Origin of the sequence: Chelatococcus reniformis, assembly GCF_014640075.1 — a bacterium.
In the GTDB taxonomy this organism is placed as follows: Bacteria; Pseudomonadota; Alphaproteobacteria; order Rhizobiales; family Beijerinckiaceae; genus Camelimonas; species Camelimonas reniformis.
On record NZ_BMGG01000002.1, the window covers coordinates 661,598 to 684,812 of the forward strand.

At 67.4% G+C, this 23,215-nt stretch carries 21 protein-coding genes; 8 read left to right on the forward strand and 13 right to left on the reverse strand.

Features of this window, described 5'->3' with window-relative positions:
• Window positions 1–88 precede the first annotated feature (88 nt).
• From IEW34_RS07435 to IEW34_RS07455, 5 genes are all read left to right on the forward strand, one after another.
• On the forward strand, window positions 89–1,261 hold the full coding sequence (locus IEW34_RS07435) for an acetyl-CoA C-acetyltransferase (RefSeq protein ID WP_188608498.1): 1,173 nt from the start codon (window positions 89–91) through the stop codon (window positions 1,259–1,261).
• Between the two features lie 125 nt (window positions 1,262–1,386).
• On the forward strand, window positions 1,387–2,382 hold the full coding sequence (locus tag IEW34_RS07440) for an NADP-dependent oxidoreductase (protein ID WP_188608499.1): 996 nt from the start codon (window positions 1,387–1,389) through the stop codon (window positions 2,380–2,382).
• Window positions 2,383–3,139: 757 nt separating this feature from the next.
• Window positions 3,140–3,499 carry an SPW repeat protein gene (locus tag IEW34_RS07445; RefSeq protein WP_188608500.1) on the forward strand — a complete coding sequence of 120 codons (360 nt, stop codon included), beginning with the start codon at window positions 3,140–3,142 and terminating at the stop codon, window positions 3,497–3,499.
• Window positions 3,500–3,567: 68 nt separating this feature from the next.
• Entirely contained in the window at window positions 3,568–4,020 is a 453-nt protein-coding gene (locus IEW34_RS07450) for a hypothetical protein (RefSeq protein ID WP_188608501.1), read from the forward strand.
• Between the two features lie 352 nt (window positions 4,021–4,372).
• Window positions 4,373–4,531, forward strand: coding sequence for a hypothetical protein (locus IEW34_RS07455; protein WP_188608502.1), 159 nt, complete (start codon window positions 4,373–4,375; stop codon window positions 4,529–4,531).
• A 255-nt stretch (window positions 4,532–4,786) separates the two neighbouring features.
• On the opposite strand, the gene IEW34_RS07460 is transcribed toward IEW34_RS07455, so the two are convergent.
• A complete protein-coding gene (locus IEW34_RS07460) occupies window positions 4,787–5,443 on the reverse strand; it encodes a CoA transferase subunit B (RefSeq protein WP_188608503.1) in 657 nt (218 codons plus the stop codon).
• A gap of 14 nt (window positions 5,444–5,457) precedes the next feature.
• Window positions 5,458–6,159 (reverse strand): CoA transferase subunit A, encoded by a 702-nt coding sequence (locus IEW34_RS07465; RefSeq protein WP_188608504.1) that lies wholly within the window; start codon window positions 6,157–6,159, stop codon window positions 5,458–5,460.
• 238 nt (window positions 6,160–6,397) lie between these two features.
• Here IEW34_RS07465 and IEW34_RS07470 point away from each other — a divergent pair, with 238 nt between their 5' ends.
• Both IEW34_RS07470 and IEW34_RS07475 read left to right on the forward strand, forming a co-directional pair.
• Complete coding sequence (locus IEW34_RS07470) at window positions 6,398–8,218, forward strand: AsmA family protein (protein ID WP_188608505.1); 1,821 nt, start codon at window positions 6,398–6,400, stop codon at window positions 8,216–8,218.
• A gap of 167 nt (window positions 8,219–8,385) precedes the next feature.
• Complete coding sequence (locus tag IEW34_RS07475; RefSeq protein ID WP_188608506.1) at window positions 8,386–8,700, forward strand: hypothetical protein; 315 nt, start codon at window positions 8,386–8,388, stop codon at window positions 8,698–8,700.
• A 242-nt stretch (window positions 8,701–8,942) separates the two neighbouring features.
• Here IEW34_RS07475 and IEW34_RS07480 read toward each other — a convergent pair whose 3' ends face one another.
• The 6 genes from IEW34_RS07480 to IEW34_RS07505 form a co-directional block, all read right to left on the reverse strand.
• Window positions 8,943–10,505 (reverse strand): hypothetical protein, encoded by a 1,563-nt coding sequence (locus IEW34_RS07480; RefSeq protein ID WP_188608507.1) that lies wholly within the window; start codon window positions 10,503–10,505, stop codon window positions 8,943–8,945.
• 339 nt (window positions 10,506–10,844) lie between these two features.
• Window positions 10,845–11,693 carry an ABC transporter permease gene (locus IEW34_RS07485; protein WP_188608508.1) on the reverse strand — a complete coding sequence of 283 codons (849 nt, stop codon included), beginning with the start codon at window positions 11,691–11,693 and terminating at the stop codon, window positions 10,845–10,847.
• Window positions 11,693–12,631: an ABC transporter permease gene (locus IEW34_RS07490; protein ID WP_188608509.1), complete on the reverse strand. Its 939-nt coding sequence runs from the start codon at window positions 12,629–12,631 to the stop codon at window positions 11,693–11,695. Before IEW34_RS07490 ends, IEW34_RS07485 begins: the two co-directional genes overlap by 1 nt.
• 5 nt (window positions 12,632–12,636) lie before the next feature.
• Entirely contained in the window at window positions 12,637–13,800 is a 1,164-nt protein-coding gene (locus tag IEW34_RS07495; RefSeq protein ID WP_188608510.1) for an ABC transporter ATP-binding protein, read from the reverse strand.
• Window positions 13,801–13,907: 107 nt separating this feature from the next.
• Complete coding sequence (locus tag IEW34_RS07500) at window positions 13,908–15,515, reverse strand: DHA2 family efflux MFS transporter permease subunit (protein ID WP_188608511.1); 1,608 nt, start codon at window positions 15,513–15,515, stop codon at window positions 13,908–13,910.
• Window positions 15,516–15,561: 46 nt separating this feature from the next.
• Window positions 15,562–16,968, reverse strand: coding sequence for an HlyD family secretion protein (locus IEW34_RS07505; RefSeq protein WP_244641847.1), 1,407 nt, complete (start codon window positions 16,966–16,968; stop codon window positions 15,562–15,564).
• A 258-nt stretch (window positions 16,969–17,226) separates the two neighbouring features.
• Here IEW34_RS07505 and IEW34_RS07510 point away from each other — a divergent pair, with 258 nt between their 5' ends.
• The gene (locus IEW34_RS07510) at window positions 17,227–17,886 is read left to right on the forward strand and encodes a TetR/AcrR family transcriptional regulator (RefSeq protein WP_373288193.1); all 660 of its coding nucleotides are present in this window, start codon (window positions 17,227–17,229) and stop codon (window positions 17,884–17,886) included.
• 34 nt (window positions 17,887–17,920) lie between these two features.
• Here IEW34_RS07510 and IEW34_RS07515 read toward each other — a convergent pair whose 3' ends face one another.
• From IEW34_RS07515 to gatA, 5 genes are all read right to left on the reverse strand, one after another.
• A complete protein-coding gene (locus tag IEW34_RS07515; RefSeq protein ID WP_188608512.1) occupies window positions 17,921–18,628 on the reverse strand; it encodes a glutathione S-transferase N-terminal domain-containing protein in 708 nt (235 codons plus the stop codon).
• Between the two features lie 479 nt (window positions 18,629–19,107).
• Complete coding sequence (gatB, locus tag IEW34_RS07520; protein WP_188608513.1) at window positions 19,108–20,595, reverse strand: Asp-tRNA(Asn)/Glu-tRNA(Gln) amidotransferase subunit GatB; 1,488 nt, start codon at window positions 20,593–20,595, stop codon at window positions 19,108–19,110.
• 56 nt (window positions 20,596–20,651) lie between these two features.
• A complete protein-coding gene (locus tag IEW34_RS07525) occupies window positions 20,652–21,020 on the reverse strand; it encodes a 6-pyruvoyl trahydropterin synthase family protein (protein ID WP_188608514.1) in 369 nt (122 codons plus the stop codon).
• Window positions 21,020–21,652, reverse strand: coding sequence for a 7-carboxy-7-deazaguanine synthase (gene queE / locus IEW34_RS07530; RefSeq protein WP_188608515.1), 633 nt, complete (start codon window positions 21,650–21,652; stop codon window positions 21,020–21,022). Before queE ends, IEW34_RS07525 begins: the two co-directional genes overlap by 1 nt.
• Window positions 21,653–21,671: 19 nt before the next feature.
• Window positions 21,672–23,153, reverse strand: a complete 1,482-nt coding sequence (gene gatA, locus IEW34_RS07535; protein ID WP_188608516.1) for an Asp-tRNA(Asn)/Glu-tRNA(Gln) amidotransferase subunit GatA — start codon at window positions 23,151–23,153, stop codon at window positions 21,672–21,674.
• Window positions 23,154–23,215: the final 62 nt, after the last annotated feature.

A 23,215-nucleotide genomic window follows, 5' to 3' on the forward strand; every position in this document is an offset into this window, starting at 1 on the left:
ATGCAGGCGCCGCAGACCCGACGGCTCAGTGCCGCATCGGATCCAGCACCATCTACTGAGGGCGACGACGCCCATTGGGAGTGAAGATATGGCTGAAGCTTACATCGTCGCCGCGGCCCGCACTGCGGGAGGCCGCAAGGGCGGGCGCCTCAAGGACTGGCATCCCGCCGATCTCGGCGCCGCCGCCATCGACGCGCTGCTCGACCGCACGGGGATCGATCCGGCCCGCATCGACGACGTGATCTTCGGCTGCGTCTCGCAGGCCGGCGAGCAGTCGGTGAACGTGGCCCGCAACGTCGTCTCGTCGTCGCGCCTGCCCGAGAGCGTGCCGGCGACGTCGGTGGACCGCCAGTGTGGCTCGGCCCAGCAGGCGCTGCACTTTGCCGCCCAGGCGGTGATGTCGGGCACCATGGACGTGGTCGTCGCCGGCGGCGTCGAGAGCATGTCGCGCGTGCCGATGGGCATGCCCTCGCTGCTGCCGGAGAAGAGCGGCTTCGGCAACTACAAGGGCCCCAGGATGGAGGCCCGTTATCCCGGCGTCCACTTCTCCCAGTTCGCCGGCGCCGAGATGATCGTCAAGAAGCACGGCCTGACCAAGGATCAGCTCGACGAGTTCGGCTACAATTCCCACCAGAAGGCGATCCGCGCCACCAAGGCGGGCGCTTTCAACGACGAGATCGTGCCGCTCGAATTCACCACGGCCGAGGGCGCCAAGGAGCAGCACACGGTCGACGAGGGCATCCGTTTCGACGCCAGCCTCGAGGCGATCAAGAGCGTCAAGCTGCTCCAGGAGGGTGGCGCCATCACCGCGGCGACCTCCAGCCAGATCTGCGACGGCTCCGCCGCCATCCTCGTTGTCAACGAGCAGGGCTTGAAGTCGCTCGGCCTGACGCCGATGGCGCGCATCCACCACCTCACCGTCATCGGCGGCGATCCGGTGATCATGCTGGAGACGCCGCTCCCGGCCACCAAGCTCGCCCTGCAGAAGGCGGGCATGAAGATCGACGACATCGATCTCTTCGAGGTCAACGAGGCGTTTGCCTCGGTGCCGGTGGCCTGGCTCAAGGAGACCGGCGCCGATCCCGAGCGGCTCAACGTCAATGGCGGCGCCATCGCGCTCGGCCATCCGCTCGGCTGCTCGGGCGCCAAGCTGATGACCACGTTGGTGCATGCGCTCAAGGCGCGCAACAAGCGCTATGGCCTGCAGACCATGTGTGAGGGCGGTGGCCTCGCCAATGTGACGATCATCGAGCGGCTGTGAGCCAGCTGTCGGGATTCGTCGACAAGCGTCCCTAGTCGCTTGAAGAAGAGGCGGCAGCGCATTGCGCTGCCGTTTTCATGTGGACCGCAGCCATCGAAGCTGGGCCATTGCAACCGGAGGTACCCATGGTCGCCAACCGCCAGATTCATCTCGTCGAGACTCCCAAGGGCAAGCTCGGCCCGGAGCACTTCCACCTCGCCGAGGCTACCGTCCCCGCGCCCAAGGCCGGTGAGGTGCTGCTCAAGGTGCTGTATGTCGGCCTCGACGCGGCCAACCGTGCCTGGATGCAGGGCGCGACCTATCGCAATGCAGTGGAAGCCGGCACCGTCATGGCCGGCGGTGCCCTGGCGGAGGTGATCGAAAGCAAGGCATCGGGCTTCGCGGTAGGCGACGTCGTCTTCGCCGATACGGGATGGCAGGAGTATGCCGCGCTGCCGGCCGAGGCGCTGACCAAGCTCGCGCGTGTCGAGCCGCTCACGCATCTGCTCAGCCTCTACGCCGTTTCCGGCCCGACGGCCTACTTCGGCCTCCTCAAGGTCGCGCGTGCCGTCGCCGGCGAGACCGTCGTCGTGTCCGCGGCCGCCGGCTCGGTCGGCTCGCTCGTCGGCCAGATCGCCAAGATCAAGGGCTGCCACGTGGTCGGGATCGCCGGTGGAGCCGAGAAATGCCGCTGGCTGGTGGACGAACTCGGCTTCGATGGCGCCGTCGACTACAAGGCCGGCGATTTCCACAAGCAGCTCAAGGCGGCCACGCCCAAGGGCATCGACGTCTATTTCGACAACGTCGGCGGCGACGTGCTGGAGGCCGTGCTGTTTCGCATGAACATGAAGGGCCGCATCGCCTGTTGCGGGGCAGTCTCCCAATACGACACGGCGACGCCGCGCGGCGTGCGCGGGGTTCCCGGGCTGCTCGTCGTCAAACGCCTGCGTATGGAAGGCTTCATCGTCATGGATTTCCAGGCCGACGCGGCGGTCGCGGCGGCGGACCTGAAGTCCTGGGTCGCCGCCGGCAAGCTGAAGGTCCAGGAGGACGTGCTCGTCGGCCTCGAGCATCTGCCGCAGGCCCTGATCGGCCTGCTCTCCGGTGAGAACCGCGGCAAGCGGATCGTCAAGGTGGCCTGAGGGCGCGGCGCCCGTCACGGCGTGCCGCACCGGCACGTCCGGCGGCTGCCGCCCCGGAGGCGCCCGCTGCCCGATCGGCCATCTCACTGATCGGGCGGTAAGCTCGACCGCACTCCGGACCGAGCCGCCGCAACTTGCCAACACCTGGGAAGCACACCCCGCCGCGGCAATCGGAGGGCGCGGTGACGCGCGCCGTACGGTGCGCGCCTCTGTTGGTCCACTGACGCCCAAGCAAAAAGAAATGACGGCGGGAACCCGCGCCTTGGCCTGTTCGTTGTTCCGTGGGGCGTCTTGAGCCACGCGTTTTAGTGGGCCGAGCGCCAGAAGCGGTGACCCTTTCCGCCGCATCGCGCGGCGTCAGGTGTGTGAGGAGCCCATCGGCCCCGGCCTGGCGCAGAGCGGTGCGCAGGACGTTCACCATGACAAGCGCCAGCGTTCGCAATATCGCTGCATTCCGACGGCGGGCCGGCATCGACGGCCGACCCGGTCGCGTCTCGCCGCGCCTGGCAGGCATGGCGTCGCCGCGCCCGGGACCGAGGCAGAGCGCCCCAGCGAGCCGCGGGGGCTCGTGCCCGCCCTGCCAAGTTACCGCGCCGATCGAGGCGCGTGTGGCGAGCGGGCGCTACAAGCTCTCATACCTGAAGCTCGACAGAATGCCTGACCGGCCCCGCCGCCATGATCATCATGGTCGGCCAGCGCGCGGCGGCATGACGACGGCCGGCCGGGTCGCGTTCCCGGCGGCCGAGAGGAGGACACCATGAGCGAATGGACAAATGCCAAGATGTGCGACGTCGCCAATCTGGTGCTTGGAGCGATCTTGTTCTTCTCACCCTGGCTGTTCGCCTTCCCGGAAGGGATCGCGTCGCAGAACGCCTACATCGCCGGCATCGTGATCGCCGCGCTGTCACTCGCCGCACTGGCCGCCTACGCCGTGTGGGAAGAGTGGCTGAACCTGATCGTGGGCCTGTGGGTGCTCGCCTCGCCCTGGCTGCTGGGCTTCGGGGAGCAGGCCATGACGGTTCACGTCGTGATCGGCGCGTTGGTCACGATCCTCGCCGCGGCGGAGATCTGGATGATGTACCAGCGCCACCCGCCGCATCAGACCGCGGCCCGATGACGGCCTAACGGTCGAGAGGCCCGTCCAGATGTCGCGCGGCGGGCCTCTGTGTCGCCGAGGAGAGAGAGATGAAGCACACATCACTGGACGAGATCAGGGACGAGGTGAATGTCGTTGCGTTCAAGCTGGAGACGCAGAAGTCTCCGTGGGCGATCCGCAGGGAACGTCTCGAGCGCTTCGCCGCCGTGCTCGAGAGCTATGAAGGCCCCATCCGGCTACTCGCGCGCGTGGAATTCGTCCCACACGGCGAGCGCATGCGCATGCGCACGGACGATTCACCCCTGACAGTGGCCTATGCCGACCCCGATCTGCGCCGCCGCGGATTAGCGGGTGATCGCTTCGGCGACGCAATCACCTTCTTCATGTTGAACCCCGGAGAGGCCCACCATCTACTGTGCGACTGCCACTATTTCGGCAGCGTGACGTCACAAATGATAGCGGCCCGGGCCCGTTCCCTTGCGCATCGGACGAGCGTTGGCGAGCTGTGGGCGAAGGCGCGCACCCTCCTGGGCTTCCGGTGACCATTCTGGTCGCCGTGTCGTCGCGGCCATCCAGCCCACGATAGGCGCTGGCCCGCTAGATATGCCTCGGACGTTTGAACTCGGAGCGCCTTGCTTTCGGCTGCGGAAGAGGCCCGCCTGATCGCAAAGCGCTCCACAAGCAGCGACGGGCGAACCGCCTCCAGGGCGATCTGCTTTCCCGAATGCGCCGAGAACACCGAGAGCGCCGAGAGCCGCGGTGGTCAAATCTCCTCACGCTGGTGCCGTCCCCAAAGGAACCATGCGCTTGCCCTTCGGCGGGCACGCGCGAAGCCGTCGCGCACGCCCCGGCCATGCCGTAACGTTCCGGCCTTTGCGCAGGGCGTGCTATCCCATGGGTGACGATGCGATGCAGGTGATGGATGATGCCATCGCCCCAAAGCGTAGACTGCGCGATGTCGAGCTCGCCGACGCGATCGTGTCTTTGTACGAGGCCGAGCCCGACCTGGTCGGCCCGCCCAGGGCCCTCTTCGCAGGCACTTCGGACCCATAAGGTTATGAGCATCTTTGCGCCATTGGATGATCCAATCCACTGGCGAAATGCGCTAGAGTATTTCAGCGTTTCTTCGAATCGCCGAAATGCTATATCTGCTTGATTTGTCGCGTTTTCTTCACGCGAACCGGCGTCCACTTCGCTCGAAAACGCTCCAGAGCGGGATGATTTTTCTTTGAATCAGCATCCCGCCCTAAGTCTTTGATTTGAGCGTGATCTTGCCCAAAGCCGGTGCCGGCTTTTTGGATCGTGCCCCTAGGCGTTCGACAGAGAGACCTGGTAGTCGGCTTCCGTGTTGGCCCTGACCTCGGCCTCGCTGACGCCTTCGGCGAGCTCGATGAGCTTCAGGCCCTCCGGCGCGACGTTGAACACGGCGAGGTCGGTGATGACCATGTCGACGACGCCGGCGCCCGTCAGCGGCAGGGTGCAGGTCTTGAGCAACTTCGCCTCGGTCGAGCCGTCCTTCGCCTTGGCCGTGTGTTCCATCACCACCACGACCTTCTTGACGCCGGCGACCAGATCCATGGCGCCGCCCATGCCCTTCACCATCTTGCCGGGGATCATCCAATTGGCGAGATCACCGTTCGCGGCAACTTGCATGGCGCCCAGGATCGACAGGTCGATGTGGCCGCCGCGGATCATCGCGAAACTGTCGGCGCTGGAGAAGTAGCTGGTGGTCGGCAGTTCGGTGATGGTCTGCTTGCCGGCGTTGATCAGATCCGGATCCTCTTCCCCCTCATAGGGAAATGGCCCCATGCCGAGCATCCCGTTCTCGCTCTGCAGCTGAACGTTCATGCCGTCCGGAATGTAGTTGGACACCAGGGTCGGTATGCCGATGCCCAGATTGACGTAGAAGCCGTCGCGCAGTTCCTTGGCGGCGCGGGCGGCCATTTGTTCTCGGGTCCAGGGCATGATGCCTCCTCAGGTCACGGACGAGGACGGGTGGTGCGCTGTTCGATGCGCTTGGCGGGGTCGGGCACGTGCACGATGCGCTGCACGTAGACGCCCGGCGTAACGACGTGGTCCGCTTCGATCTCGCCCGGCTCGACCAGATGCTCGACCTCGGCAACCGTGACGCGGCCGGCGGTGGCCATCATCGGGTTGAAGTTGCGCGCCGTCTTGCGGTAGACGAGATTGCCCTCGGCATCCGCCTTCCAGGCGTGGACGAGGGCGACGTCGGCCACCAGCCCGCGCTCCATCACATAGCTCTCGCCGTCGAATTCGCGGACGTCTTTGCCGTCCGCGATGATGGTGCCGACACCGGTCCTGGTGAAGAAAGCCGGGATGCCGGCGCCGCCGGCGCGGATGCGCTCCGCCAGCGTGCCTTGCGGATTGAACTCCAGCTCCAGCTCGCCGGCGAGGTACTGCTGCGCGAACAGCTTGTTTTCGCCCACGTAGGACGAGATCATCTTGCGGATCTGCCGCGTTTCCAGCAGCAGGCCGAGCCCGGCGCCGTCGACGCCTGCGTTGTTGGAGATCACCGTCAGCCCCTTGACGCCCGAGGCTCTGACGGCGTCGATCAACGTATCGGGTATGCCGCACAGGCCGAAGCCGCCGGACATGATCACCATGTCGTCCCTGAGCAGACCGGCGAGGGCTTCGACCGCGTCCCGATATACCTTCCGCATCAGTTTCTCCCAAGGATGGAGCGCTCGACACGATCGCTCATTTTTGCTGCGAGCGCCATGAGACAGCGCAGCCCCCGCCGCGATGTTGCGCTGCACAGGGATTGCCGTCTTAACGTGTGCTAAGCGTGGGATAAAGCGGGCGCCGACACAGTTCTGACGTTTTGCGCCGCTTGATGCCGCATAGTGGCGCCATCGATGCGAGTCGCACCCGCTCGCCGCCGCCAACCCGCAAGGTCAAATGCGAAGACGCAGCGTTCTATTGATTGCCTTCGCCTGCCTCGCGCTCCTGGGCATCGGGATGGCGCCGTGGACGCTTGCGAACGACTATGCCAGCCAACGCATCGGCAAGCACGTCAAGGCGCTCACCGGCCTCGACCTCGCGGTCGAGGGACGCACCACCCTCGCCTTCTTGCCGGCACCGCGCATCAAGATGGAAGAGGTGGCGCTGCGCTCCGAGGACGGCCGCGTCCGACTACGGACGTCCCAGTTCCGCGGTGAGGTCAGGCTGCTGCCGCTGCTACGTGGCGAGCTCGAGCTCTCTGACGTCACGCTGTTCGAGCCGACGCTGAACGTGATGAGCGAGGCACAACCGGTCGAGGCGTGGCAACAGTGGCTCGATCGCCTGACGCGGACCGCGGGGGCCAGCGTCGTCGGCCGCTATCCCCACGTGCCGCGGCTGGTGGTGGTCGGCGGGACCGTCTCGTTCGAGCGGTCGAATGGCGCCAGCGACCGCCTGAAGGATGTGAATGTCGTCTTCGCCTGGCCGGATTCGGCGAGCGCTATCGGCGCTGCGGGCCAATTCTCCTACGCTGGACGCGCGGTCGATGTGCTGTTCGCGGGCCTCAATCCCACTCGGCTGAGCACAGGCCGTGACAGTGAATTCACGCTGCGGGTGAAGGCGGAGGGGCTCTCTCTGGTCGGCCGTGGCACGCTCTCCCAGGGCGGCACGCGCTTCGACGGCCAGGTCACCTGCGGCACCGACTCCCTGGCGGATGTCGATCGCTGGATCGGCGCGGGACTCCCGTTCGCCCAGTTGGTCGATGCCTTCTCGGTCTCGGGAGCAACCACGCTGTCGCCGCGCGGGCTGGCGATCTCGGCGGCGACCGTGGTCGTGGGCAACGATCAGATGGAGGGCGCCGTGTCCGCCCGGGTCGACGGTGGGCGCATTGCTCTGTCCGGGACGCTTGCGGCGGACGCGCTCGACCTGTCGCGCTTTGCCCGCCCGTTGACGCCGCGCCTCGACAGTGACCGCGCCTGGACCCGCGATCAGATCGAGCGGAGCGCCATGCTCGGCAGCGAACTGGATCTGCGGATCTCGGCATCGCGCGCGACGCTCGGCCGCTTCGCCATGGAGGACCTGGCAAGCAGCATCATGCTGCGGAGCGGCCGGTTCGAGATCACGCTCAGCCGCGCCTCGGCCTATCGCGGCAACGTCAAGGGCCGCTTGATTCTGCAGCCGGCGGAGAGCGGCATCGACGCGCGGCTTCAGGGCGTGATGGAACGCGTCGACCTCGCCGGAGCGCTCAGCGACGCCTTCGACATGCGGCGGGTCGGTGGCATCGGCTCGATGCAGATCGTTGCCGAGGCGAGCGGCAGCTCCGTCATGGATCTGGCCCGCTCGCTGAGCGGGCGCGCCAACGTCGTCGTCAGGCAGGGCGAAATTGTCGGCATCGACTTCAGCGAATTGCTGCGGCGTGCCGAGCGACGACCGTTGTCGGCCGCGTCCGACTGGCGTGGCGGCCGGACCTCGTTCGAACAGGCGGGGCTGTCGCTCGCGATCGCCGGCGGCGTCATCGAGCTGAACGATGCCACCGTATCGACCGCCAGCATGAAGGCGACGCTCGCGGGACAGATGTCGGTCGCCGATCGGACGCTTGCCCTCAGCGGCACCGTCGCGCCGCAGCCGGGCAGCCTCAGGCCAGCCTCGGCCGAGCTGCCCTTCGAGCTGTTCGGCAGTTGGGATGATCCGCGCGTCGGCCCCGACGTGAAGGCACTGATCCGCAGGTCCGGGGCGGCAGCACCTCTACTCGCGCCTGCCAGTCAGCAGAAGACGCCTTAGGGCATGCCCCCCGGCCGGCTCCGGCACGGCGGGGACCTCGGCACAGCGCAAAACGAAGCGCTCGGGCCAAGCCGTCGGCCGCCTCCCGGCATAGCGGGCCCGTTTTCTTCGGCGCCCGGTCGCGTCGGGCAGCGGGCGCGGCGTTGCGGCCCCCCACCAGGCGATCGATGGGCCATCTCGCGTCGCAACGGTCAAATCAGCTCAGTGACGTACAGTTTTCCCGGCTTTTTATCCTGGACGACAGAGATGACCTGAGCGCCCTCTCCCCTGAAGAAATAGACCGTTCGCTCGGTCAGAAAAAACCGCTGACCGTCTCGTTCGATGAGTGGCGACGTCACGAAGCACGGCTCCGTCGCGAACAGCCGAAAGACTTCCGTCAACTTATGAAACGGCTGCTCGTTCCGGCTGCCTTCATGGCAGAACGAGATCGTGTGACCCCGAAGAACGCTCAGATACCGAATAAGCTTCTTGTCTCGCTCTGATGAGACCGGGATCATCTCGTCACCGGGACAGCATACGACGGCAATCGGACAATGATCCGCTGGCTCAGATCCCCTTATAGCCGGCTTTCCGCCCTGGTCTACACGCACGTGGCGGTAGAGCCGCCGATCTCACCGGCCCGGCGGCATCGCCGGCGCGCGTGCGGCCGGGGACGGGCCCGGCCGCCGCGGCACGCCGCGGAGGACGGCACGCACCGCCGGAGGGGGCGCGGAGCCGGCGCCTCTTATTCGGCCGCGGTATTGACCGGCCCGGCGACCGACTTGGGCGCTGTCGGCTCGTCCGTCTCGGCCGGCTCTTCATCCGGCATCGCGGTCGGCCCGACCACCGGCGCGGCGCCGTCGTCCATCGGCACGACCGACAGGGGCGACCCGCTCCGCAGGCTGCGGGCGTGGAACAGGTCCCGCCGCAAGTCCTCGATGTTCTGACGCGAGACCTCGAGCGATTTTTCGGCCAGACGCCGGGCGATGCGCTCCTGTTCGAGCTGGAAGGTCAGTTCGACGACACGCGCATCGAACCGCTGCTCGTTGTTGCGGATCTGCGCCCGCGCGCTGGTGAGCTCCTGCGTCATGTCGGTGAGACGCTGCTGGATCGTGTCGTACTGGCGCTCCTTGGAATTGAAGTTGGCGACCAGCATGTGGCTGCGTTCGGCGAGCTTGTTGTTGATCTCGTTGGTCTCCTGCCAGCGCGCCTCGGTCTTGTCGCGTTCCTTGCTCAAGTCGGCGACGCGCTTGTCCAGGGCATTGCGCTCAAGCGTGATCTTGAGGAGTTGCCGCTCGGCCGCAGCCAGCCCGTCTATCTTCTGCTTCAGCTCGTCGCGAACCTGGCCGAGCAACTGCTCCGCCACCTGCGCGCGCGACGCCGTGGCGGCCAGCTTGGCCTCGAGCGACGACGCCTGGGATTGGAAGAACTCGAGCTTCTCGCTCACATCCTTGATCTGGTTCTTGTGCGCCGTCTCCGTCTGGGCCGCCGTGCCCTCCAGATCCGCGATACGCGCCAGGGCGGACTTGTGGCCGTTGTTGAGTTCGGACAGCTCGCGCTCGCGCTTGGCCAGCTTGCGGCCGCCGTCGTCCAGCGCCACCTTCAGGTTCTCCAGCTCCTCGGTGAGCAGAGAGGTCTGCTGCGTCTCCTTACGCAGATCAGTCTCCATCTGAGCGAGCGCGTTCTGGCTTGCCTCAAAGCGCTCCCGGTAGGACGCCACCTCCTCGGTCAGTTGCTCCTTGGCCGAGTGCTCCTGGGCCAGTTGGAGCTCGACATCCGCGAGCTTCGCCTCCCGCAGTGTCGCCGCTTCGTTCGCGCTCGACAGGTCGGATTCCAGCGTCCGCGCATTCAGCTGGTGGCGCTCGACGGTGTCTTCCAGATGCAGGCGGTGTTGCAGAGCGGCCTGGAGTTCCTCCTGCGCCTTGGCGGCATCGCGCAGAAGGCCGGCGCGATGCGAGCGCTCGGCCTTGAGCTCCTTGCTGATGGCGGCGTGCTCGATGCGCGTGCGCTCGAAATCGTCGAGGATGGAGCCGATCGCCTGCTCGAGCTCCGACGCCGAGCCCTTCAGCTGCGTCAGAAAGCCCAAGCTCTGCGAGAAGTCTGCCAGCTGCGAGCGGACAGCCTCGTGCGTGGCGTCCGGCGGCGGAGGCGCAGGACGCACGGCTTCAACCTCGCTTGCAACCTGGGTCTCGACCAGCTCGCCGCCGGACTCACGCTGTTGCGGCAGCCGAAGGCGCTCCTTCGGCGGCGTCGAGACGGTCTGCTGCGGAAAGGTGCGCTTGTTCAGGAGCTGTCCAATACCGATCATCGCTCGCCTACCCTCAGCAGCAGAATGACAAATATGAAGGCTATTTGTCCTAGTTGCAGGAACCTTAATCGCACGCCGCGCGAACATTCAACCCCGGCCAGGACGTTCAGCCGGCTCGCTGCCGCGCCCCCCGATAGTTGCCGGCGCCTTTTTTCCTAAAGCGGCGCAGGTCGAATGCACTCCCCCAGTGCAGCGGCCGGGCGTTTCGCCCCGCCTGCGAGGCACTTCTGCAACGCTCCCGTTGCCGAAGTCGCCATTAACCTTACCGTAAGGTTTATATCATTGTCGCGTGCAAAGGGGAGGCCGGACGAATCGGCGCATCTGCGCCTCCGGCGCTCGTCATGACCGCACCTCGGCATGCCTCTCGGCGACGGCATCCGCCGACGCCTCGCCCGCGGCCTCGTCCCGGTGCCGGGCCCCGCTCCGCGTCAGGATGAAGGAGAGGCCAAGGCCGACGGCGACGAAGGCGATGAGCACGGTGCACGCGGCGTTGATCTCGGGCGTCACGCCGAGCCGCACCTGGCTGTAGATGCGCATCGGCAACGTCGTGGCGCCGGGCCCCGTGGTAAAGCTCGCGATCACCAGATCGTCGAGCGACAGGGTGAAGGCCAGCAGGAAGGCTGCTCCCACGGCCGGCGCGATCAGCGGCAGCGTGATGGTGAAAAACGTCTTTGCGGGCGGACAACCGAGGTCCATCGCCGCCTCTTCCAGCGCCCGGTCGAAGCTCGCCAGTCGCGCCTGGATGATCACGGTGGCGAAGCACAGGGTCAGCGTCGTATGGGCGACGACCACGGTCCACAATCCGCGATCGGCGCCGACGGACACGAACAGCAGCAGCAAGGCCAGCCCGACGATGACCTCCGGCATGACCAGGGGCGCGTAGATCAGGCCCGTGAAGAGCGAACGGCCGCCAAATCGCCCATGTCGGACCAGCGCCAGAGCGGCCAATGTGCCGAGCACCGTCGCCAGGCTTGCCGACAGCGTGGCGATCTTGAGGCTGGTCCAGGCCGCCTCCATCAACGGCGCGTTGGCAAACAGCGCCACATACCATTGGATAGAGAAGCCGCCCCAGACCGTCACCAGGCGCGAGGCGTTGAACGAATAGATCACCAGCACCACGATCGGCAGGTAGAGAAAGCCGAGGCCGAGGAGCAGCACCACCGTGCGGAATGCGTTCCCGCGGTGCATCAGCTCCCTCCCGTGCGCCCGCCCGCCCCCGGTGCGGAGCGGCGCGCCTCCAGCTCGCGGAAGACGACGATAGGGCCGACGAGCAGCACCAGCAGCACCACTGCCACCGCCGAGGCCAACGGCCAGTCCCGATTGCCGAAGAACTCGCTCCACAGCGTCCGCCCGATCATCAGCGTCTCGGAGCCGCCGAGCAGATCGGGAATGACGAACTCGCCGACCATGGGGATGAAGCACAACAGGGTCCCGGCGACGATGCCGGGCCACGACAGCGGCACGGTGACGGCCCAGAAGGCCTTGGTCGGCGTCGCTCCAAGATCCTGCGCCGCCTCGATCAACGTCCCATCGAGCTTCTCCAGGGTGGCGTAGAGCGGCAGCACCATGAACGGCAGGTACGAATAAACGAGCCCGATCAGGATGGCGGTCTCCGTATTGAGGATCTCGAGTGGAGCCGCGATGATGCCGACCTTCAGCAGGGCCGTGTTGAGCAGGCCCTCGGGCTTCAGAATGCCGATCCATGCGTAGACACGGATGAGAAAGCTCGTCCAGAACGGCAGCACGATGAGGATCACGACGATCTCGCGCCATCGCTTCGCCAGGCGTGCGGCCGCATGGGCCATGGGGTAGCCGACGACGAGCAGGAGCAGTGTGGCCGTCGCCGCCAGCCGCACCGACGACAGCGCCGACTGCCAGTAGAGGCCGTCGTCGAGCAGCAGGCGAAAGTTGTCGAGGCTGAGCTCCGCCGCCGCCGCCAGGACGCCGTCGAGCCCCGCCGACCAGTCGATCACCGGGCGGTAGGGCGGCTGCGCCGTCGCCACCTCCGAGAGGCTGATGCGCAGCACCAGGAGGCACGGCAGGGCGAAGAACACGACGAGCCAGGCAAACGGCCAGATGCGCACCAGCGCCCCGCCGGACGATCCTCTGCCTCGCCTCGACGCCATCGGGGCTAGCGGCTCAGGAGCACGGCCGCGTCGGGCGCGAAGACCGCGTGCACGGTCTCCTCCCAGGTCAGCGGCTGCTCGACGAAGCGCGCGACGTTGGCTTGCGAGGCGCGCAACAGATGGCCGTCGGCGAGCCTGATCACATAGGTCGTCCAATCGCCGAGGTAGCCGATGTCCCACACCTCGCCAACGATCGCATTGGCCGTACCGGGCGGCGGCAGGCCGCGGCCGAGGCGCATTTTCTCGGGCCGGATGGCGACCGCCACAGCCTGCCCGGGTGCCGACGGCTCGGTCGAGGCGACCAGCAGAGCTGACCCCACGGCAGGGCAAGATACCGTGCAGAGATCCCCGTCGCGACCCGTCACCTCCCCTTCCAACAAATTCACGTCGCCGATGAACTGCGCGACGTAGCGGCTGGCGGGCTGCTCGTAGATGACGTTGGGCGGATCGAGCTGCGCGATCCGGCCGTGCCCCATCACGGCGATGCGGTCGGCCATGGCCATGGCCTCCTCCTGATCGTGCGTCACCACCAGGAACGTGGTGCCGAGCGACATCTGGATGTCCATGAGCTCGAACTGCGTGGCCTCGCGCAGCTTTTTGTCGAGGGCGGCCAGCGGCTCGTCGAGCAGCAGCACCTTGGGCCGCTTGGCCAGTGCCCGCGCCAGGGCGACGCGCTGGCGTTGCCCGCCCGACAGCTGGTCGGGGCGCCGCTTGGCCAGCCCGGAGAGTTGCACCAGGCGCAGCATGTCGTCGACGCGCGCCCGGATCTCGTCCCGCGGCAGGCCCTCCTGGCGCAGCCCGAAGGCGATGTTGCCCTCCACGCTCATGTGCGGGAACAGCGCATAGGACTGAAACATCATGTTCACCGGCCGCAGATGCGGCGGTATCGCCGCCTGATCGACGCCGGCAAGCAGCACGCGGCCTTCGTCCGGGGTCTCGAACCCGGCCAGGAGGCGCATCAGGGTGGTCTTGCCGCAGCCGGACGGGCCGAGCAGACAGAAGAACTCACGCTCGTAGATCGACAGCGAAAGGGCATCGACGGCGGTGACGGCGCCGTAGCGCTTCGTGACGCCGTCGAAGCGGATCAGCGGCTCCGCGCCTGGCTCGGACCACGGTGCGAAGTTGCGGCGCACCGCTCCCACGGCCACGTGCTCGTTCCTCGTCGCCATCGCGCCCCCCGACGGGGCACACCTACCGCACGTCCCCGCCCTTGGAAAAGCGCTTTCGTGCGGAGTGCGACCGCGGCTTCGTCCCCGTCTCGTCCCGCCGGCCGCACTCAGTGGGCGTCGGCCGGAGCAAGGCCGGGCTGGGGCCTTCGCATGATCGGTGAGAACAGGACGAGCGACGCGAAGAGGAAGGTCAGTGCGTAGAACACGTCGGCAAACGCCATCACGGTCGCCTGCTGGCGCACCATCAGCGCCACCTGCTTGAGCGCGGCGTTGCTGGCATCGCTGCCAAGCGGCGCCAGTGCCAGCGCCAGAGTGTCGAGCGTTTCGTGCACGACGGTGCGATCCCAGCTGGCCCGCTCGATCAGGCGGGCGAGGTGCAGATCGATACGGGCGTTGAGCAGCGTGTTGATGAGCGCCAGGCCGACAGCACCGCCGAGGTTGCGGGTGAGGTTGAACAGGCCCGAGGCGTTCTTCACCTGATGCGGCGGCAAGGTCCCCAGCGCGATGTTGTTGATGGGGATCATGCAGACCATCAGCGACACCCCGCGCAGCACCTGCGGCATGAACAACTCCCAGAAGTCCCAATCCTTGGTGATCCAGGTCACTTGCCAGGTGCCGAGGGCGAATCCGGCGAAGCCAACAGCCAGCATGATGCGGGGATCGACCTTGGCCGACAGCCGCCCGGCGATCGGCGCGGTCAGGAACATGAAGGCGCCGGTGACGAACATGGTCTCGCCGATCTGCAGCGCCGAGTAGCCGCGAATGCGCGCCAGATAGACCGGGTAGAGGTAGGTCAGGCCATAGAGACCGATGCCCATGACGAAGCTGAAGGCGCAGCCGGCGGCGAAATTGCGGTTGGCGAAGGCCTTGAGGTCGACGACCGGCTCGGCCCGGGTGAGCGCGCGCCAGAAGAAGGCGACCGCCCCCACCACCGCGACGACGGCGAAGATCACGATGTGTTCGTCGTCGAACCAGTCCTTCGTCGGCCCCTCCTCGAGCACGAACTCGAGGCTCCCCAGGAAGCCGGCCATGGCGAGGAGGCCCAGCCAGTCGAAGCGGTCGAGCAGGCCGAAGTGCGGCTCGTCGAAGTCGACCAGCACGAAGGTGGCGACGGTGACGAAGATGCCCGGCACGATGTTGATCAGGAACAGCCAGTGCCAGGAGAACAGGTCGGTGAGGTAGCCGCCCACGGTCGGGCCGATGGTCGGGGCCAGCGTCGCCACCAGGCCGATGATGGGCGAGACGACCGGGCGTTTCTCCGGGGGGAAGACGAGATAGGCGGAGGCGAAGACGGTCGGGATCATGCCGCCGCCGAGGAAGCCCTGCAACGCGCGATAGACGATCATCTCCTCGATCGAGGAGGCCGTCGCGCACATCAGGCTCATGATCGTGAAGCCGGCCGCGGACATCGAGAAGATCAGCCGTGTCGACAGCGCTCGGGACAGGAAGCCCGAGAGCGGGATCATGATCACCTCGGCGATGAGATAGCTGGTCTGGACCCAGGAGATCTCGTCGGCACTGGCCGCGAGCCCGGCCTGGATCTCCGCCAGCGAGGCCGACACGATCTGGATGTCCAGGATGGCCATGAACATCCCGAACACCATGCAGATGAAGGCGAAGAACTTGCGCCCGTCGAGCTTGGCGCCGGCCCCGCCCTGCGCCGGCGCGGCAGCCGCCGATGGTGCCTGGCCGTTGGCCGTCGCTGCCGTGCTCATGGGCGGCCGCAGCAGGACACCGCCGATGAGCTGGCACCGCGGCCGATCATCGGGAGGCCACCGGTGCCTTCTTGGGTTCCGCCGCAGGCGGTGACGGTGCCGCCTTCGCCGCCGCCTGGTCGGCAGCCGCGGGCGGGGGCTCATCCCTGGGTTGAACCTGGGGCTCGTTGTGGGCCAGCCGGCCGGTCGGCGAGGTCTCCCCGTCCTTGACCGACACTGTCGCGACCACCGACATGCCCGGGCGCAGCACGTGCTCGGCCGTGGCCTCCGGCTTCAGCCGCAGGCGCACCGGCACACGCTGCACGATCTTGGTGAAATTACCCGTGGCGTTATCCGGCGGCAGCAGGCTGAACAGAGCGCCCGAGGCCGGCGACATGCTCTCGACCACAGCGGCGAAACTCCGGTCCGGGAAGGCATCGACGGTAATCTCCACGGCCTGACCGGGCCTGAGGCGCGCCAGCTGCGTCTCCTTGAAGTTGGCGTCCACGTAGACGGCGTCGAGCGGCACGAGGGCCGCCAGGCGCACGCCGGGCTGCACGAACTGCCCCACCTGCACGGCCTTGTTGCCGATGGTGCCGTCGATCGGCGCCCTGATCTCGGTGAAGGAGAGGTCCCGCTCGGCCTTGGCGACGGCTGTCTTCAGCTCGGCCAGGAGATGCTCGGCCTCCACGCGCTGCGCGTTGAGCACGGCGACATTGGCCTTCGCCGCCGCCAGGCCGGCCTGCGCGCCCTTTACGCCCGCATCCGCCCGCGCGCGGTCGGCCCGCGCCGTCTCGAGCTTCTGCTGGCTGGCATAGTCGCGCTGGGCCAGCTGGTTCTGCCGCTCGAGCTCGGCCGCGGTCCGCACCAGGTCGGCCTGATTGGCCGGAATCAGCGCCTGCGCCTGGTCGACGCTCGCCTGGGCGGCCTTGGTCTGCTCGGCAATCCGGGCCACCGTGGCCTGCTGGGTGGCCATCTTGCCGCGCGCCGACTGGGCGGCCAGCACGTAGTCGCCATCGTCGATCTTGGCGATCAGCTCGCCGGCCGTGACGCTCTGGTTGTTGACGACCTTGACCGACGTGACGTAGCCGGAAACCTTCGAGGCGAGGATCGTCATGTCGGCGCGCACATAGGCGTCGTCGGTCGCGACGTGGAAACGTCCGACGGTCCACCAGTTGTAGCCGAAGTATCCGCCGGCCCCCAGCGCCGCCATGACGAGGCCGATGGCGATGAAGCGCTTGCGGCCCCGCTTGCGCGCCGGCACCGGCGCGTCGGCGGCCCCGGCCGGTGCCGGGCGCGGCGCATCCGCCCGCCCCCCGGGCGAAGGCGCCGCCGGCCCGGGTCCGCGTGCGACGGCGTCCTGGGCGGACGCGAGAACGGCGGCGCGCGGCAAGCCCATCGTGGTGCCTGGCGCATCACCGGGCCCTGCCCCGGCGCCACCCGGCTCCGCTTCGACGTTCTCTCGCCTGTCCATGCACGCACACCCTAGCCCCGACCGCCGCTCGCTTCCCTCTAGATTGACCGAACCGTTCAGTCAATATATAGCCTATGCGCGCTTGACAGGGCTCGTGCACCAGCGCGAATACCTTGCCCTCAGAGCAGCCCGCCCCGCTCGGACCCGTCGCGCGGGACATGCTCCAACTCGTTGAATCCGCGGCGCTCAGCTTGCGAGGGATGGGTCCTCCCCGCAGGGCGCTCGGGGTCGGAATGGACGGTGGATCGCGGCGTGGACGTGGAAACGACCAACACCAGGCGGGCCGGAGCGGCGGCCGTCGAGCCGGACGAGCCGCCGCAGGCATCCAAGCGGCAGCAGATCCTCGCCGGTGCGCGGCGGATCTTCCGATCGCGCGGCTTCGACGGTGCCAGCATGGGCGACATCGCGAAGGCGGCCGGGGTCTCCAAGGGGACCCTCTATGTCTATTTCGCCAGCAAGGAGGACCTGTTCCGGGATCTCGTGCTGGAGGACCGGCGCCAGGCGGCCGAGCAGATCGTCTCGCTGGGGCTTGACGATCCGGACGTGCGCGGCGTGCTGCGCGGCTACGGGCGCAGCATCGTCAACATGCTGGTCGAGCCCGAGCACATTTCGATGGTTCGAATGGTCATGGCGGCCGCCGAGAAGTTTCCGCAGGTCGGCCGCGTCTTCTACGAAGCGGGCCCCGGCTACGGCATCAACCGCTTGGCGACGTATATCAAGGCCCAGGTCGAGGCGGGCCGCCTACGGACGGCGGATGCGGATCTTGCGGCCTGCCATTTCCTGGAGTTGTGCCAGGGCAGCATTCTCAAGCCACTGTTCTTCGGCGTGACAGCCCAGCCGACACCGCAGGCTATCGACTACACGGTCGATGCGGCCGTGGATGTGTTCCTGGCCGCTTACGCGGCGGATGGCATCTGAGCAGGGCCTCGGCGCGGACCGGCGGCTGCCCGTGTCAGCGGACTCCCTGCCCGAAGAGCAGCTTGCGGGCTTCCTGATCCTTGCCCAGGTCGAGCTTCTGGCGATCCTCGGCATTGACGGCCAAGCCGCGCTGCACGGCCGGGCGTGCCTTGATGGCCTCGAGCCACCGTCGCATGTGCGGGAAGTCGTTGATGTCCTGTCCCTGGCGTTCCCACAGTTTGGCCCAACCGAAGGTGGCCATGTCGGCGATGGAATAATCGTCGGCGAGGAACGCGTGATCGGCGAGGCGCCGGTCCAGCACGCCGTAGAGCCGGTGCACCTCGCTGGTGTAGCGCTCGACCGCGTAGGCAATCTGCTCGGGCGCGTAGATGCGGAAATGGTGGGCCTGACCAGCCATCGGGCCGAGACCGCCGACCTGCCAGAACAGCCATTCGTCGACCGCGACGCGGCGGCGCTCGTCGCTGGGATAGAACAGGCCCGCCTTGCGGCCGAGGTATTGCAGGATGGCGCCGGACTCGAACACCGAGATCGGCTGGCCGCCGGGCCCCTCGGGATCGACGATGGCCGGCATGCGGTTGTTGGGCGAGATGGCCAGGAACTCGGGCTTGAACTGGTCGCCTTTGCCGATGTTCACGGGGTGGACGACATAGGGCAGGCCACATTCCTCAAGCATGATCGATACCTTCCACCCATTGGGTGTCGGCCAGTAGTAGAGCTCGATCGGCTTGTCTTGTTTGACCATTGTTGTCTCCTGCCGGCGTTTCCGCGCGGATGGTAGGTAGCGCCTTTCTCCGGGCAAAGTGCGTTAGCGCACATGAGTGCCCGTCGGACGGAGCGCATGCTCCGCCGCCCCGGGCGCCGCTGTGCGTGCAATCGTCGGACGGTATGTCCCGGCCGCACATGCGCAACCCGTGCCAGCCCGAGCCCGATCCGCCTAAGCCGTTTCACCCAGCGGCCAGTTTCCGCCCCATGGGCGCCCGGCGGCAGGCATTTCGAACACCGCCTGCATATGGGAACGCGGCCCGCCGCTTGCATGTGTCCCCGCGCACGGCGGCGGGGAGCGTCATTTCCAGCATCGCGACAAATTAAAAAAATACTTCTGACTTCAGCAGCTTGTACGAATTTGATGAAGCAATTCGCGAGCCCGCTCGATCGACCTGCGGCAGGGTCGCGAACGAAGATGCCGCCGCCGGCGCCGACCATGGTTCGGCCGTCGCCGGCTCAGATCCCGAGCTTGGCCTTCAGGATCTCGTTGACGGCCTGCGGATTGGCCTTGCCGCCGCTCGCCTTCATCACCTGGCCCACGAACCAGCCGATCAGCGTCGGCTTCGCCTTGGCCTGCTCCACTTTGTCCGGATTGGCGGCGATGATCTCGTCGACCACCTTTTCGATGGCGCCCGTGTCGGTGACCTGCTTCAGGCCGCGTGCCTCGACGATGGCGCGTGGATCGCCCGACTTATCCTCCGCGACGATGATGGCGAGCACGTCCTTGGCGATCTTGCCGGAAATCACGCCTTCGCCGATCAAATCGACGATGCCGGCGATCTGCGCCGGCGTGACGTGGCTCTGCGCGACTGGCAGGCCGACCGAATTGGCGTAGGCGGAGACGTCGCCCATGATCCAGTTGGCGACGGCCTTGGCGTCGTGCGGCGTGCCACCATAGCCGGCGGTCGCCTCGAAGAAGTCGGCCGTGTCCTTGTCGGCGACCAGCAGGCCGGCATCGTAGGCGGCCAGGCCGTACTGCGCCATGAAGCGCGCCTTCTTCTCGTCCGGCAGTTCCGGCAGATGGCGGGCGAGATCGTCGACGAGCGCCTGTTCGAAGACGAGCGGCAGCAGGTCGGGGTCGGGGAAGTAGCGATAGTCGTGCGCCTCCTCCTTGGAGCGCATGGAGCGTGTCTCGCCCCTGCCCGGGTCGAACAGGCGCGTCTCCTGAGCGATGACGCCGCCGTCCTCCAGGATGCCGATCTGCCGGCGCGCCTCATACTCGATGGCCTGGCCGATGAAGCGGATGGAGTTGACGTTCTTGATCTCGCAGCGCGTACCGAGAGGCTCGCCGGGCCGGCGCACGGAGACGTTGACGTCGGCGCGCAGCGATCCCTTCTCCATGTCGCCGTCGCAGGTGCCGAGATAACGCAGGATCGTGCGCAGCTTGGTGACGTAGGCGCGCGCCTCGTCCGACGAGCGCAGGTCCGGCCTGGAGACGATCTCCATCAGCGCCACGCCCGAGCGGTTGAGATCGACGTAGCTCATGGTGGCGTGCTGGTCGTGCAGCGACTTGCCGGCATCCTGCTCCAGGTGGAGGCGCTCGATGCCGACGGTGACCTGCGCCCCCTCGGCCATATCGACGACGACCTCGCCCTCGCCCACGATGGGATGCTTGTACTGGCTGATCTGATAGCCCTGCGGCAGATCGGGATAGAAGTAGTTCTTGCGGTCGAACACGGAGGCGAGGTTGATCTGCGCCTTGAGGCCGAGGCCGGTGCGGATCGCCTGCTTGACACACTCGTCGTTGATCACCGGCAGCATGCCGGGCATCGCCGCATCGACCAGCGAGACGTGGTCGTTCGGCTCGCCTCCAAACTCGGTCGAGGCGCCGGAGAACAGCTTGGACTGCGAGGTGACCTGGGCGTGGATCTCCATGCCGATCACCACCTCCCAGTCGCCGGTGGCGCCCTTGATCAGCTTGGCGGAGCGCATGGGTGCATTCATCGTCGCGGTCCTCGCCGGCTCCCTCGCGAAGCCGTATGGTCATGGAATGGCGCAGCTCAGGCGGCCGCGCCGAAATAGGTACACTTCTCGCCGTTGGAATCCCGGAACACGGTGACGTGCGCCAGGCCGGGGCAGCTGGGCTCCACCTTGCGCCAGATCCACAGGGCCAAGTTTTCCATGGTGGCCGGCCCCAGGTCCGGCACCTCGTCGAGAAAATGGTGATCGAGCCCGTCGCGCGCCGCGGCCAGTGCCCGCTCGAACAGCCCGAGGTCGATCAGCATGCCGGTCGCCGGATCGGGAACGCCGCGGACGGTCACCTCGGCCCGATAGGAATGGCCATGGATGCGCCGGCTTCCCTCCGCCGCCACCTCGCGCTGGAGCGTGTGCGCCGCCTCGAAGCGGAATTGCTTTGAGAGCTCGAACATCAGGGAATGCCGATCACCTTGTGGGTCTGGACGCTCAGCCGCCAGCGGGGATTGGCCAGGCAGTAGTCGACGGCCGCCGCCGTGTTCGAGGCTCTGGCGTCACCGTCCATCGGTTGCAGGTAGAAGTGAGCGAAATCAAGTCCCGCCACGGCCTCGGGCGGCAGTTCGGGCTGCGGATAGACGAGCTTGAGCTCGTCGCCGCGGCGCAGCACCAAAGGAGCGCCCGCCTTGGGGCTGACGCAGATCCAGTCGAGCCCGGCCGGCGGCTCCATCGTGCCGTTGGTTTCCACAGCGCAGGTGAAGCCGCGCTCATGGGCGGCATCGAGCAATTCCTCGTCGAGCTGCAACAGCGGCTCGCCGCCGGTGAAGACAATGAAGCGCCGCTCCAGGCCCCCTTCCCAAACGGCCTCGATGGCGTCGGCGAGGTCGTCGGCCGAGGCGAAGCGTCCTCCCCCTTCCCCGTCCAGGCCAACGAAATCCGTGTCGCAGAAACGGCAGACCGCCGTGGCGCGATCCGCCTCGCGGCCGCTCCACAGGTTGCAGCCGGCGAAGCGGCAGAACACGGCGGCCCGCCCGGCCTGCGCCCCTTCCCCCTGCAGCGTCTTGAAGATCTCCTTCACCGCATAGGCCATGACAGCCTCCCGGAGCGCGTCAACGCCACCACTGGGATGGTGGCACGAAACTGCCGGCCGCCTCCTCGATCACCTGCCCGGCGGCGAACAGGGTCTCCTCGTCGAACGGCTTGCCGATCAGCTGCAGCCCGAGCGGCAATCCCTGGGCATCGCTGCCGGCCGGCACGGCAATGCCGGGCAGCCCCGCCATGTTCACGGTGACGGTGAAGATGTCGTTCAGGTACATCTCCACCGGGTCGGCCGCACCCTTCTCGCCCAGCGCGAAGGCCGCCGACGGGGTCGCCGGCGTCAGGATGGCATCGACGCCCTGTGCGTAGACCGCGTCGAAATCGCGCTTGATGAGTGAGCGCAGCTTCTGCGCCCTGAGATAATAAGCATCGTAGTAGCCGGCGGACAGCACGTAGGTGCCGATCATGATGCGGCGGCGCACCTCGCGGCCGAAGCCGGCAGCGCGTGTGTTCTCATACATCTCGACGATGTCGCGGCCGGGCACGCGCAGGCCGTAGCGCACACCATCGTAGCGGGCAAGGTTCGACGAGGCCTCTGCCGGAGCGACGATGTAGTAGGCCGGCAGCGCATATTTGGTGTGCGGCAGCGAGACCTCGACGACATTGGCGCCGGCGGCCTTGAGCCAGCCCGCGCCGCGCTGCCAGAGATCTTCGATTTCGCCCGACATGCCGGCGACCCGATATTCCTGCGGGATGCCGATGGTGAGGCCGGCCACGCCGCGGCCGACGGCAGCCTCGAAATGCGGCACCGGCAGGTCGACGGAGGTGGTGTCGCGGCGATCAAGCCCGGCCATGGACGACAGCAGGATGGCGCTGTCGCGCACCGTGCGCGCGATCGGGCCGGCCTGGTCGAGCGAGGAGGCGAAGGCGACGATGCCCCAGCGCGAGCAGCGCCCGTAGGTCGGCTTGATGCCGACCGTGCCGGTGAACGCCGCCGGCTGGCGTATCGAGCCGCCGGTATCGGTCGCCGTGGCGCCCAGGCACAGGCGGGCGGCCACGGCCGCGGCCGAGCCGCCCGACGATCCGCCGGGCACCAGCGGTGCATCGGAGCCGCTGCGCCGCCACGGCGAGACCACCGGGCCGAAGGCCGAGGTCTCGTTCGACGACCCCATGGCGAACTCGTCGTTGTTGAGCTTGCCGAGCATGACCGCGCCATCCGCCCACAGCTGGCTGGTGACGGTCGATTCGTAGGCCGGCACGAAGTCCGCCAGGATCCGGCTGCACGCCGTGGTGCGCACGCCTTCGGTGCAGAAGAGATCCTTGACGCCGAGCGGGATGCCCTCGAGCGGCCGCGCTTCGCCCCGCGCCAGCCGCGCGTCCGCCGCCTCGGCCATGGCGAGCGCCCGCTCCGGCGTCTCCAGGACGTAGGCGTTGAGCGCACGCGCCGCCTCCATCGCCTCCAGGTACGCGCCGGTCAGCTCGACGGAGGAAAAACGCCTGGCGCGGAGCCCTTCGCGCGCCTGCGCCAGGGTGAGATCGGTCAGCTCGGACATCGATGTCTTTCGTCGCACATCACGGTTGCGGGCCGGGGGATCCGCCACGCGGCGGACGGCCG